Annotated in this window: 12 protein-coding genes and 1 pseudogene; 10 read left to right on the top strand and 3 right to left on the bottom strand. The window is 71.7% G+C overall.

The genetic code is table 11. The features are described 5' to 3' along the window. Positions 1–307 precede the first annotated feature (307 nt). Both ACZ7MG_RS28175 and ACZ7MG_RS28170 read left to right on the top strand, forming a co-directional pair. A complete protein-coding gene (locus ACZ7MG_RS28175) occupies positions 308–1,381 on the top strand; it encodes an ISAs1 family transposase (RefSeq protein WP_471384556.1) in 1,074 nt (357 codons plus the stop codon). 193 nt (positions 1,382–1,574) lie between these two features. Continuing rightward, a pseudogene (locus ACZ7MG_RS28170) lies at positions 1,575–1,752 on the top strand (transposase); the annotation flags it as partial. Between the two features lie 2 nt (positions 1,753–1,754). Here the strand turns inward: ACZ7MG_RS28170 and ACZ7MG_RS28165 are convergent. From ACZ7MG_RS28165 to ectA, 3 genes are all read right to left on the bottom strand, one after another. After that, positions 1,755–2,177 carry a hypothetical protein gene (locus tag ACZ7MG_RS28165; protein ID WP_471384977.1) on the bottom strand — a complete coding sequence of 141 codons (423 nt, stop codon included), beginning with the start codon at positions 2,175–2,177 and terminating at the stop codon, positions 1,755–1,757. 82 nt (positions 2,178–2,259) lie between these two features. Then, entirely contained in the window at positions 2,260–3,090 is an 831-nt protein-coding gene (locus ACZ7MG_RS28160; protein ID WP_471384559.1) for an enoyl-CoA hydratase-related protein, read from the bottom strand. Next, positions 3,087–3,644 carry a diaminobutyrate acetyltransferase gene (gene ectA / locus ACZ7MG_RS28155; RefSeq protein ID WP_471384562.1) on the bottom strand — a complete coding sequence of 186 codons (558 nt, stop codon included), beginning with the start codon at positions 3,642–3,644 and terminating at the stop codon, positions 3,087–3,089. The genes ACZ7MG_RS28160 and ectA overlap by 4 nt, the downstream gene beginning before the upstream one ends. 817 nt (positions 3,645–4,461) lie before the next feature. Between ectA and ACZ7MG_RS28150 the strand changes: the two genes are divergently transcribed. The 8 genes from ACZ7MG_RS28150 (at position 4,462) to ACZ7MG_RS28115 (ending at position 12,346) form a co-directional block, all read left to right on the top strand. Further along, entirely contained in the window at positions 4,462–4,734 is a 273-nt protein-coding gene (locus tag ACZ7MG_RS28150) for an acyl carrier protein (protein WP_471384564.1), read from the top strand. Continuing rightward, positions 4,731–5,999, top strand: coding sequence for an acyl carrier protein (locus tag ACZ7MG_RS28145; RefSeq protein ID WP_471384567.1), 1,269 nt, complete (start codon positions 4,731–4,733; stop codon positions 5,997–5,999). The genes ACZ7MG_RS28150 and ACZ7MG_RS28145 overlap by 4 nt, the downstream gene beginning before the upstream one ends. After that, a complete protein-coding gene (locus ACZ7MG_RS28140) occupies positions 5,996–7,570 on the top strand; it encodes a class I adenylate-forming enzyme family protein (protein ID WP_471384570.1) in 1,575 nt (524 codons plus the stop codon). Before ACZ7MG_RS28145 ends, ACZ7MG_RS28140 begins: the two co-directional genes overlap by 4 nt. After that, positions 7,563–8,906 (top strand): type III PLP-dependent enzyme domain-containing protein, encoded by a 1,344-nt coding sequence (locus tag ACZ7MG_RS28135; protein WP_471384573.1) that lies wholly within the window; start codon positions 7,563–7,565, stop codon positions 8,904–8,906. The genes ACZ7MG_RS28140 and ACZ7MG_RS28135 overlap by 8 nt, the downstream gene beginning before the upstream one ends. A 132-nt stretch (positions 8,907–9,038) precedes the next feature. Further along, positions 9,039–9,296: an acyl carrier protein gene (locus ACZ7MG_RS28130; RefSeq protein ID WP_471384576.1), complete on the top strand. Its 258-nt coding sequence runs from the start codon at positions 9,039–9,041 to the stop codon at positions 9,294–9,296. Continuing rightward, positions 9,293–10,462 (top strand): acyl-CoA dehydrogenase family protein, encoded by a 1,170-nt coding sequence (locus ACZ7MG_RS28125; protein WP_471384579.1) that lies wholly within the window; start codon positions 9,293–9,295, stop codon positions 10,460–10,462. Before ACZ7MG_RS28130 ends, ACZ7MG_RS28125 begins: the two co-directional genes overlap by 4 nt. Continuing rightward, on the top strand, positions 10,455–11,231 hold the full coding sequence (locus ACZ7MG_RS28120; protein ID WP_471384581.1) for a 4'-phosphopantetheinyl transferase family protein: 777 nt from the start codon (positions 10,455–10,457) through the stop codon (positions 11,229–11,231). Before ACZ7MG_RS28125 ends, ACZ7MG_RS28120 begins: the two co-directional genes overlap by 8 nt. A gap of 95 nt (positions 11,232–11,326) precedes the next feature. Continuing rightward, positions 11,327–12,346, top strand: a complete 1,020-nt coding sequence (locus ACZ7MG_RS28115) for a hypothetical protein (protein WP_471384584.1) — start codon at positions 11,327–11,329, stop codon at positions 12,344–12,346. Positions 12,347–12,348 lie beyond the last annotated feature (2 nt).

Raw genomic sequence — 12,348 nt, 5'->3', positions numbered from 1 at the left:
CTGCCTGACGCCCGCAGGGTGAATCCCCACCGACCGGGCGGCACCCGTTACAGGGGCGCGGCGCACCATGTAAAAGACCCATTCAAGACCGTTACAGAACCCGGTGATACCCAACTTCCCCTGTCGCAGCCCTATTTGTATATCAAGTCCGCACATGGCACGAGAGGGCGGAACGCGGGGGCTGTTGCATGATCACGTTTCGTCCGGAGTGCCGTGCTGGCCCTTCCGTGGAGGGGACATCCCGGTACGGGCAGGGGCGGACGCAGTGCAGGCACGGTCTCAGTGATCATGTGAGTGTCGAAGTCCCATGAAAACCTGGCGAGTCCGTGCCTGCTCCTGCATCTTCTCCCATGCCCACCGCGCCGGCCCAACTGCGCCGGACTGCCGCGCCCATCCGCTGTCGGACGCGGTCGCACTGTCCGGCTTCCTGAACCTGATGCCCGACCCGCGAGGCGTCCGTGGCCGCCGCTACCGGCTGTCCGCTCTGGTCGCGTCGAGTGTTCTGGACGGTGCCCGCTCGCCCACCGCGATCATGGAATGGATCGGCGACTCCCTGCGTGGGACTGCCGGGTTCTCGGCTTCCCCACCGACCCGCTCTCCGACGCAGTGTCCGTCCCGCACCCCACATCCTGCGCCGTCTGCTCATCCAACTCGACGGCGACGCCCCGACCGGGCGATCGGAGCCCTCCTCACCGCCCGCGCCGCCCCCGGCCGGTCCCGGACTGCGGGCGATCGCCGTCGACGGCAGGCCCTGTGCGGCTCGCGCACCCACGCCACCGGGCACGTCACCCTGCTCGCCGCGAGGGACCACACCGGCCACGTCCTGGCCCAGCGTCAGGTCACCGACAAGAGCAAGACCTCCGCCTTCCGGCCCCTGCTGGACAGCGCCGACCTGACCAGCACGGTCATCACCGCCGACGCGTTGCACACCCAGCACGCTCACCGCACCTACCTCCGCAAGCGCGGTACCCACTACATCGCCCAGGTCAAGGCCAACCATCCCGGCCTGTTCGCCAGGGCCGGCCGCCTGCCCTGGCGCGAGATCACGCCCGACCACTACGACCGCACCCGGTCCCACCACCGCCTGGAGATCCGGCGGCTGAAGACCGCCGCCTTCGCCCACCTCGACTACTCCGATGCCCGCCCGGCCCTCCAAGTCGTGCGCTGGAGGAAGGACTTCACGCACCACGTCCGCGACCGCACCTTCCGCGAAGACGACTCCAAGATCAATGTCGGCCATCTCCCGCGCATCGTGGCCGACCTGCGCAACCTCGCCATTGGCGCCCACCGCCAGGACGGCCACGCCAACATCGCCGCCGCCCTACGCCACACCGCTCGCGACCGGCGAAGGCCCCTGGTCGCCCTCGGCCTCGCCGGATGACTCCAGACAGACCTCGATCATGCAAGGGACCCTGGGGGTTCTCTGGGACTTCCGGCTTCGTCAACCGGCACGAGCATGGAACAACTGAAAGACCATTCGCGCAGGTCAACGACCGAAGGCACCTCATCGTGGCAGGTCACCGCGCTGACTGGTCTCTTCCGGGACATTTGATACGAGGGTGCCGCCGCACCTGAACAAGACGGTTCCGACCGGCATCGGGCCGGTCGGGATCGACGTACCCCGCGACCGGGGGGGGGTCCTTCGAGCCGGCCATCGTCGAGAAGCGGCGGCGCCGGGTGACCGGCGTCGGCGAGATGGTTCTGTCGCTGTCCGCGAAGGGCATCACCCACGGCGAGAACTCCTCGCACCTCCGTCATGCCGCTGTCAGATACGAGTGGCTGAGCGTCTGGCTCGCGCGGCCCAGGATGCGAGTGGCGACACGGACGCGAGACGCGGTGGCCGCGCACCGGAACGCGTGGAGCCGGTCGAGGATGGCCTCGCGCTGTGCGACGGACCCGAGAGGACCATCGAGCGTGAGGTCCATGCGGTGGTGTTCCTCGGCCGAGCCGTCGCGGGCGAGGTGGGTGACGCTGAAGGCGCACAGCAGTTGGCCGGCGGTCGGTCGGAGCAGGAGGCGGCAGCTGATGTGGCTCTCGGGGTAGTGGACGTCGATGACGTCGTCCACGCAGGACACCTGCAGGGCCGAGGCTACTCGTGGGTCGCCGATCAGGAGGGCGAAGCGCGGTGCGAGACCGCGGACGAGCGGCCGGGACCGTCCCGGGGTGGGCTGGCTCATGTGGGGACTCCTCGTAGCTCGGTGCCGTGTGACACCGTGTCGTCTAAAGCCAAGCTGTGACGGGTCGTTGCGGTGTGCCGACTCAGGGTGCGGCCGTGCTACGGAGCCGGGCGGTCTCGCCCGGCGAAGCGGGACCTCGCAGCCGGGCGCTCATGGCCTGGCCCAGGCCCTCGGGCCCGGTGTGGCCGCTGTTCCATCGGGCGGAATGGTCGAGGCCGCGCCGTATGCCGTCCCTGTTGACGGTGTCGAGAGTGCGCTTGATCCCTTCCATGACGTGTGCGGGGTGCCGGCGCAGGTCGTCGGTCAGTCGGCGGGCGGCGCGGTGCAGGGCGGACTGGTCGGCGAACACGTCGTTGACCAGCCCGATACGGCTCGCGCGTTCGGCGTCGATGGTGCGGCCGGTGAACGCCAGCTCGCGCAGCTGCCCCTGGTTGATCAGCAGCGGAAGTCGCTGGAGCCCGCCCAGGTCGGCCACCACGCCCAACTCGGCTTCAGGCAAAGCGAAATGGGCGTGCCGGGTGGCGTAGCGGATGTCGCAGGCGCTGACCAGTTCCAGGGCGGCTCCGGTGCACTCGCCGTCGATGAGGGCGACGACCGGCTTGGGGCAGTCCGCGACGGCGGTCACCGCCTGCTGGAGTAGGCGTACGTCCTCGTCCATGAAGGAGCGCTCCCGTGCGCGCTGAGCCCGACGAAGTCGTACGACGTACCATCGCAGGTCCATACCGACAGAAAAGGTCGCTCCCTCGCCGATGAGGGCGATGGCGCGGATGTCGTCCCGGAGGCCGGCCCGGTCCATGAAGTCACGCAGCTCGTCCCAGAAGGAACCGCCGAGGGCGTTTCCCTTGCCGCTGCCGACGATGGTGACGAGGGCGAGGCCGTCGGCCACGGTGACGTGGAACGGTGTGTCCGTCATCGCCGGCTCGCCACGGCCGCGACGGTGTGCCCGGCCGGAGCCGGCACGGTGGGAGTCATCCGGTACAGCACCTCCGGGGGGTGGGTGTGCGCCCCGTCGTCGGGGAAGTCCTCGCTCCGGAAGAGGACTTCGGTGTGGACGTCGAGTCCGCGCTCATGGGCGAATTTCCGCATCATCAGGGCGACGGCGCGGTTGCCGGGGTTGATGGTGGTCTCGACGCAGGTGACTCCGTGGCCCGCGGCGCGGTCCGCGAGTTCGTGCATCATCCGCACAGCGAGGCCGGGCGCGTGGTGATCGGGAGCGACGGCCGACTGCCAGGCCATCAGGGTGTCGGGCCGGGCCGGGCGGACGTAGGCGGTGACGAAGCCCACGATCCGGTGGTCGCCGGTCGCCGCGACGATGGACATGTCGGCGAAGTCGCGGAACCAGAGGTTGTAGTAGTAGAGGCTGTTGGTGTCGAGGATGTCGGAGTCGCGCACCAACCGCCATACCGCCGGGGCGTCCGCCGGGCGAGGGGCACGCAGGGTGAGGTGAGGGGCGTCGGAGTCGGTCATGGATGCCTTTCGGGATGCCTTTCGGGGATGCTTTTCGGGGATGCGATGGCGCTGCGCATAATGCGATGGGGCGGTCTTACCGGAATGTTCCTCTGTGAGGACGGCATGGCATGGGGGGCTTACCGCGCTAATCCTCGTCAAGCGCACGCCTGAGGGCACCAGGAGCGTTTTTCATCGTCGGAATACATGCACAGCACAGGTCCCCGTGTCGGCGCGGGGGAAACTGGCGAAAACCGTCTCTGGCTGGTTTCTGTAGGGAAATGAAGATCTTCTCGTGAGCGGTGTGACGCCGCGCGCCTTTCGTTCCGCAGGTGACGAACGGGTTGACGGCCTGTCACCAGCCGTTTCCACGGAGCGGCCGGATTCGACCCAACGATCTTCACCCACCGGTTTGAAATGGAGATGTTCCTTCCGCTGCCCCTTTCGGACACTCCTCGGTGTGTTCTGCATGGATACCGTCAGCCTGGCTAACCGTATCTTCGATCACGTCAACTCGATGGGCGGTTCCTGCCGAGGCGGGACCGAGGACGAAATGGAACGAGTTCGCAATGAGGAGAATGCCCTGGCGCAGAACTCTCTTCGCCGAGCCCGTCTTCTCCGGACGTCTTTGTCGTCGCGCCCCCGTCGAGTCGTGAGAAGCCACCAGGAAATCTCGTACCGCGCCTTGTGAACACCGGGTCGGCACACCGTGCTGCCCGTGCGCATCCTGCGCACACACTGCCCACCTCGCACTGAGGCGTGGCCGGGCGACGGCGGTCACACGCCTGCTCACCATCCCCCACCTTTCCGCAGTCGTACGCGGAGGAGACCTTCACCGATGACCACGAACGACATCCTGCGCACCCTGACTCCGCTGATCCGAGCGCGCACCGAACACCCTCCCGCCGATCCTGCCGTCCTGACGCCCGAGACCCGCCTGGAGCAGGACCTGCGCCTGGACTCGATGGCGACCGTGCACGTACTGGAGGACATCGAGGACTCCTTCGGCATCACCATCCCCGACGAACGGCTCGCCGGCGTCTACACGGTCGGAGACCTGGTGAATATCGTGCGGACCACGGCCGGCGGGTCCGGGGAGCGTGTCGCGTGAGCACGTCGACGGAGCCCTCCGCCCCCGCCACCGACCCGCTGATCGAGGCGGTCCGGGCCATCGACACCACGGCGCTGGACTGCATCCAGGCCAACGCCGCCGTCCTCGCCCACGCGACCCATGGACCGGGCGCCCACCTGGAACTCGGCGGCCGGCTGCGGTTCGCCCCGCGCTTCGGCGAAGGCACACACCTGCCCACGGTCGAGCAGACGCCGACCGAACAGATCGCGTGGATGGGCGGCCCCCTCGGGCTCGACCTGCGAGCGCGGCGGCCTTTGACGGAAGGCCGGGCGCTGCTGGACCTGCTCCCCGAGGACGGCAGCCCCCTGTACGTCGTGGGCGACGCCTGGCGCATGCCGTGGCTGCCCTACCACGGGCACCAACACATGGATCACAGCGTGCTGTTGCGGGTGGCGGACGGGGGCACACGTGTCGAGGCGGTGGACGCCTATGACAACGAGACGCCCTACGGCCGGGCGGAGCCGGTGGTGTGCGCCTACGACCACGCGCAGGCGGCGGCCCTGTTCGACGGCTCGTCCGTCCTGCCGGTGACGGTACGCTCCGCGCCGGCCGCCCACCCGCCGGTGTCCGAGACGCTCGCCGAGAACGCCCGGGACGCGGACCTGCTGCTGGCGGGCGACACCCCCGAGCGCTACGCGGCAGCCTTCCGCGACCACCCCGATCAGCAGGAGGCGTGCACGGCACTGCTGCTGGAGACCTGGCTGCTGAACCGCTCGCGACGGCTGCACGCCACCTGGGCGGCCCATCACGCGCCGGGTTCCACGCTCGCGCACACCACCCGCGACCAGGCAGCCGCCTGGGACGACCTGGCCGGCCAGTGCTACCTGGCCGCACGCCGGGTCCAGCGCGGCCGCCCCGTGCCCCCGCAGATCCACACCCGCCTCGTCGAACTGCTGCGCGCGGACGCCCGGTTCGCCGTGGAAGCAGTCGGCACCGGACCAGGAGACACCATGCCCCAGGAACCCGCGGAGGTACGCCGGAAGGCGGAGGTACGCCGGACGGTGGTGGAGACCGTCGCCGACGTCCTCGGCGCAGCCCCCGAGATGGTCGCCGCCACCGACGACCTGAGCCGGCTCGACGGCTACGCCTCCTTCCAGATGGTGGAGACGGTGGAGCGCCTGGAGGGCTCCTACGGCGTGGAGTTCGCCCCCGGCGACCTCGAACCGGCCGTCCTGCGACGCGTGGACGGACTGGTCGGCCTCGTGCTGCGCACCACCGCCGGCACGGAGGTGACGCACCCGTGAGCACCCGCCCGCACGCCACCGTGCTGCACGAACTCCTCGACGCCCCCACCACCGACCCCACCGCCCCGGCCGTCACCTGCGGCGACCTCACCCTCGGCCGCGCCGAACTGGTCGACGCCAGCCACCGCTGCGCCAGGGAGCTGCGCGCCCGCGGACTGCGCCGCGGCGACCGCCTGGTCGTCACCAGTGACAGCGGCCCTCTCCTGGTGCCGCTGCTGTTCGGGGCCTCCCGGCTCGGCGTCGTCTTCTCCGTCCTGCACGAGCAGGTACGCGGCGACGTGCTGCGTCACGTGCTGGCCGACTGCGAACCGGTCCTCGCGATCGCCGCGTCGCCCGCCACCCGGGACGCCGTGCGCGAGGCCGGTATCGCCGTGGCCGCTCCGGAGGACCTGGACGTCGAGGCCGCTCCGGAGGACCTGGACGTCGAGGCGGACACGAAGCCGGCGGCCGATGCCACGGACGAAGCCGGCGCCGGTCGTGCGGGCGACACCGCCGTGGACAGCGGGCCGCTTCCGGTCGATCCGGTCTGCCTGATCTACACCTCCGGCACCACCGCCATGCCCAAGGCGGTGGTCTCCACCCACCAGCAGATGACGTTCGCCGTGCACGCCATCGCCGAGCGGCTGGCGTACCGCGCCGACGACGTCGTCTACTGCCCGCTGCCGCTCTCCTTCGACTACGGCCTGTACCAGGTCTTCCTCTCCGCCCTCGCGGGCTGCCACGTGTGGCTCGGCTCGGCCACCGAGTCCGGCCCCGCGCTCCTGGCCAACCTGGTGCGCAGCCGGGCGACCGTGCTGCCGGCCGTGCCGCCGGTGTCCGCCGCGCTGCTGAGGCTGCTGCGCAGGCGCGGCGGGGAGCGTCCGCCGCTGCGGCTGCTCACCAACACCGGCGCCGCGCTGCCCGCCGACATACCGAGCGGACTGCGCGAGGTGCTTCCCGGCCTGCGCGTGCAGCTGATGTTCGGACTCACCGAGTGCAAGCGGCTCACCATCGCCGAGCCGGACGAGGACCTGATCCGCCCCGGCAGCTGCGGGCTCCCGCTGACCGGTACCGAGGTCTTCGTGGTGAACGAGGCCGGTGAACGGCTGCCGGCCGGGGAGGTCGGCGAGATCACCGTGCGCGGACCGAACGTCATGGCCGGCTACTGGCGCCGGCCCGAACTCACCGCCTCCCGCTTCCCCCGCCGCGAGGGCCTTTTTCCCGAGCTGCGCACCGGGGACTACGGGTGGACCGATGAAGCGGGGCGGCTGTACTTCGCCGGACGCCGCGACGACATCTACAAGCAGGACGGGTTCCGGGTCAGCTCCATCGAGGTCGAGGCCGCCGCCCGCCGACTGCCGGACGTCAGCACCGCGGCCGTACTGACGCCCGACGGTTCGCGCCCCGAGGCGGTCCTGGTGGTCACCGGCACGGCCGACCCTGTCACCGTGCCGGCCCGGCTGCGCGAGCACCTGGAGGACTACAAGGTGCCCCGGGTGTGCCACGCGGTCGACACGCTGCCGGTCAACGCCAACGGCAAGATCGCGAAGGCCGTACTGGCCGGACAGCTCGCGGAGGCCGTCCGTGACTGACACCGTCTCCCCCACCGGGCCCGCCGCGACTGACACCGTCTCCCCCACCGGGCCCGCCGCCGCGCGCACCTCGGCCCCCCGACCGTCCGCCGCGCCCGTGCCGCCCGGCACGGCGACCCCGGCGTATGTCTACGACCTGGCCGTGGTGCGCTCCGCGCACGCCCGGCTGAGGTCATGGCTGCCGGAACCGAGCGAGCTGTACTACTCGCTCAAGGCCAACCCGCACCCGGCCGTGGTGGCCGCACTGCACGAGCTGGGCTGCCGGGCCGAGGTCAGCTCACCCGGCGAACTGGACGCCGCCCTGGAGGCAGGGGTCGCGGCCCACGACATCCTCTACACCGGCCCCGGCAAACGCGACGAGGACCTCGACCGAGCGCTCAGGGCGGGAGTACGCGACTTCGCGGTGGACTCCGTGCACGGCATCGGCCAGCTCGACGGCGCCGCCGCCCGGCACGGCGTGAGCGTCACCTACCTCCTGCGCGTCAACCCCGGTGGCGGCAGTCGCGGAGCCGGGCTGCGGATGACCGGCGACCCCTCGGCGTTCGGCGCCGACGCCGACGACATCACCGCCCACCCCGAGCGGTACACCGGCGGCGAGCACGCCCGGATCGACGGCCTCCACCTCTATCTGGCCACCAACATCGCCGACGAGGAGGCGCTCGGCAGCTCCTTCGGTGAGGCGATCACCGTGGCGCGCGACCTGCGCGAGGCACTCGGGGTGCCCCTGCGCACCATCGACCTCGGCGGCGGCTTCGGCGCCCCCTACGCCCGCGCCGGTGAACTCCCCGCCTACCCGGGACTCGCCGACCGTCTGGAGCGCCGACTGGACGAGGAACTGCCCGGTTGGCGCAGGCGCGCGCCCACCGTGGCCTTCGAGTCGGGCCGCTATCTGACGGCCACCTGCGGGCAGCTGCTGACCCGGGTCCTGGACGTCAAGTCCTCCCACGGGCAGCGGGTCGTGGTCCTGGACACCGGCATCAACCACCTCGGCGGCATGGCCGGTCTGCGCAGGGTCCCGCCGCTGCACCCGTCCGTCGTCCCGCCCCACGGCACCGGACCGGAGGACACCCACGCACCGGACGACCCCACCGACCCGACTGGCACCGCCATGATCTGCGGCCCCCTGTGCACCCCGCTCGACACCTGGGCGCGGTCGCACCCGCTGCCCGCCGTCGCCCCCGGTGACCTGCTCGCCGTGCCGAACACGGGTGCCTACGGCCTGCACGCCAGCCTGGTGCTCTTCCTCGGCCACCCGGCCCCGCTGGAGGTCGTCACCGACGGCGGCCGCCTGCTGCGCAGCGACCGGCTGACCTTCCTCCGGCGCGCCGACGGCTGACCACCCGTACGGCCTCGGGACCGTCCGAGGTACCGGCACCCCCTTACCTCGCGCACCCGCGCACGCGCACACACGCACACACGCACACACGCACACACGCACACACCCCAACCCACCATCAGGAGAAGCACCATGGACCAGGCTTTCGTCGACACCCTCCGCCCCCACCTGCGCTACCTCGCCCCCGAGCAGGAGCTCCGGCCCGAGGACCGGCTGCGTGACCTGGGGCTCAACTCCATGCAGGCCATCGACCTCGTCTTCGACCTGGAGGACAACTGCGGGGTGACCCTCCCCGACGACCAGCTCACGGACGCCAACTTCGAGACCGCCGGCGCCCTGTGGTCGGCCGTGGCGGACGCACGCTCCGACTCCCTGACGGACGCCCGGTGAAGGCCCTCGACGCAACGCCGGCCGAGCGCCTGGAACCCGTCCTCGCCACCGTCGGGCAGCACGCCGCCGAGAGCGACGAGAAGGCGTGCTTCCCGGTGGAGGGCCTGACCGCGATGCGGACCTCCGGCCTGCTGGGTCTGCTGGTCCCCGCCCGCTACGGCGGACTGGACGGCACCGTCCCCGACCTGCTGGCCGTCTCGCAGCGGATCGCCCGTCAGGACATGTCCGCGGCCATGGTGTTCGCCATGCACGGCCAGCAGGTGGCGGCACTGGTCCACCACGCCTCCGAGGACCTGCGCGAGCGGGTGCTGCCGCGGGTCGCCCGGGGGGATCTCTACCTGGGGTCGGTCACCACCGAGGCCGGCAAGGGCGGCCATCTGCTCAGCTCCGGGACCGGCACCCGGCGCGAGGGCGACCTCATCGAGCTGGACCGGATGGCGCCGATCGTCACCGGCGGCGCGTACGCGGACGCCTATCTGATGACCGTCCTCGCCCCCGGCGCCGGCTCCGACAACCAGGTGTCGCTGGTCTACGCCGAGCGCGGCCAACTGGACGTACAGGTGCTCGGGGGCTGGGACCCCATGGGTATGCGCGGCACGCACAGCGTGCCGATGCGGTTCACCGGAGCGGTGCCGCACGATCAGGTCGTGGGCGCCCACGGCGACTTCCGCCGCGTGACCGTCGACGTCTTCGCCCCGCTGGCCCATCTCGGCTGGAGCGCCTGCTGGCTGGGCACGGCGGCCGGCGCGCTCTCCCGCACCGTGCGGATGCTGCGCAGCCCCGACGAACGGCACAGGCGGGACCTCAAGAGCGAGTTGCTGCTGACCCGGCTGTCCCGGGCCCGCCAGCGCGTCGACACCGTCCAGGCCATGCTGAGCCACGCCACCGACGTCTACCTGTCCCTCTCCGAGCGGGAGCGGGGCGGCGCACCCTGGCAACTGCTCGTCAACGCCTTGAAGGTGACGGCGTCCGAGCAGTGCCCCGCCGCCGTGGAGGAGCTGATCGAGCTGGTCGGACTGCGCCACGGCTATCTGCGCGACCAGCCGCTCGCCCTGGAACGCGCCCTGCGTGACCTGCGTTCCGCCTCACTGAACTACGGCAACGACCGGCTGCACCTCGCCAACGGTTCGCTGAGCCTGCTGGACCAGGAGACCACCCTTGTCTGACACCTTCACCCTCCCGCCGGCCGGGACCGTGACCGCCCCTCCGGCCGCCGCGTGGACGCCCTCCGCCCGGCTCCGCCCGGACGGCCGGGCGTCCCGTCCGGGCCGTGACCCGGTGGCCCGCCTGTGGCAACCGGCTCCGGACGTGACCGTCACCGTGGCGCGCACGAACGCCGTGCTGGCGACGCCCACCGTCATGGACCGACTACGACCCGAGGAGCACCGCTCGGCCGCCGCGATGGCGGCCTGGCGTGCCCGCGAACACCTGGCCGGGCGGGCGCTGCTGCGTCTTCTCCTCGCCGAGGTCACCGGCGAGGCCGACGCCCACGCGCCGGTCGTCCCCGAGCCGGCCGGCCGGCCCCGGCTGCCCTGGTCGCCCCGGACCGGGGTCAGCGTCTCCCACAGCGGCCCGTACGTGGCAGCCGCCGTCGGCGTCGGACGGGACGTCGGTGTCGACGTGCAGGTGCCCCGCCCACCGTCGCCCGCGATGGTCCGCCGCTGCTGCCCGCCGGAGACGGCACTGCGGCTGGCGTCCCTGTCCCCCGACCGGGCCGCCGAGGTCTTCGCCCGGATATGGACCGTCCAGGAGGCGTGTGTGAAAGCGAACGGTACGGGCCTGTCCGGTGCGCCCTGGCGTGTGCGGGCCGAGCCGGACGGCCAGGCCGGGTCCTGGGGTGCGCTGCTGTGGCGCCGCTCGGCCCGGCCGACCCCGGCGGACAGCGAGAAGGCCGCCCTGGCCTGCGCCTTCGGACCGGCCGCCCGGCCGGCATGACACCGCACTCCGGCCGACATGACACCACACCCCGCCCCGCTCGACACGGGATGCGGGTCCGCAGTATCACCGCTTCCGTTTCACGGAGGATCCCGATGCGTACCGATTCACACGTTCCCGACAGCGTGGGGCTGAGCTGCTACACGGAGAACCTCGCCGGCTACCTGTCCGCACGCGCCCCCGACTCCACCGACCTGCCGGCCCGGTCCGTGCGGCTCGCGGTCGACCCGTCCACCGGAAGCTTCTCGCACCACGACCGTGCCCTGAACAACCTGCCCGGCGGACGCAGGCTCGGCTACCGGGGTGCCCCCGACGCGGAGGCGGCCCGCACGGGCATCGCCGCCGAACTGGCCGAACGCGACAGGGTGTTGGTGGTCGCCGACAGCGGGGCGCTGCCCTGGCTGTCCGGTGCGGCCGACGACCACGCACCCCACCTGGTCATGGTGGACGGCCCCACACCGGACGGGTCCTGGCACGTGGTGGACGGCTTCACCGCCCTGTTCAGCGACGGCGGCTCCCAGGACCCGTTCTCGGGAGAGCTGTCGGGGGCCGAGTTCACGGCTCTGCTGGCCTTCCCCCGCGGGTTGTCGCAGGTGCACCGCACACGCAACCGGCTGGCCTTCGGCTTCCCGGTGGCGCTGCCGTCGCACGAGACCTACCAGTGGCTGGCCGAGGAAGAGGGGACCACCGAGGAGCAGTTGCCCGGCGAAGGCTGGCTGACCGGAGCCGGCGCCCTGGAGGAGACCGCGCGGCTGGTGCTGGCGGACATGGACGGCGACGGCCCGCGGGGCGTGCTGGAAGACGTCTGGGCGGCGGCGCGGCACCACATGTTCCGCGACGCCCATCTGCTGGCCGCCGCGGGCGCGGAGCTGTCCCCGACGCAGCGCGAGACCGTCGACGCCACCACCGCGAAGTGGCGCGAGCTGCCACGGATGCTCCGGTTCGCCGCCAACTCGGCCCGCCGGGGCCGCCCCCGGCCCTCCCTGGTCAGCGGCGCGTTCACCGCACTGGCGGAGCTGGAAGCCGCGGCCTCGCCGCTGCACGCGGCTCATGGCTACGGCGTCCCGACGGCGCGTCCCACAGTCACCCCGTCACCCGAACGACAGGAGAGGTGATC

The organism is Streptomyces sp. NPDC107538, assembly GCF_055657445.1.
This window is presented reverse-complemented; position numbering and strand designations above follow the sequence as displayed.

Bases quoted from the DNA above. Each gene is read 5' to 3' on its own strand.
- ACZ7MG_RS28175 (WP_471384556.1), top strand. From the start codon at position 308: ATGAAAACCTGGCGAGTCCGTGCCTGCTCCTGCATCTTCTCCCATGCC.
- ACZ7MG_RS28165 (WP_471384977.1), bottom strand. From the start codon at position 2,177: ATGAGCCAGCCCACCCCGGGACGGTCCCGGCCGCTCGTCCGCGGTCTC.
- ACZ7MG_RS28160 (WP_471384559.1), bottom strand. From the start codon at position 3,090: ATGACGGACACACCGTTCCACGTCACCGTGGCCGACGGCCTCGCCCTC.
- ectA (WP_471384562.1), bottom strand. From the start codon at position 3,644: ATGACCGACTCCGACGCCCCTCACCTCACCCTGCGTGCCCCTCGCCCG.
- ACZ7MG_RS28150 (WP_471384564.1), top strand. From the start codon at position 4,462: ATGACCACGAACGACATCCTGCGCACCCTGACTCCGCTGATCCGAGCG.
- ACZ7MG_RS28130 (WP_471384576.1), top strand. From the start codon at position 9,039: ATGGACCAGGCTTTCGTCGACACCCTCCGCCCCCACCTGCGCTACCTC.
- ACZ7MG_RS28115 (WP_471384584.1), top strand. From the start codon at position 11,327: ATGCGTACCGATTCACACGTTCCCGACAGCGTGGGGCTGAGCTGCTAC.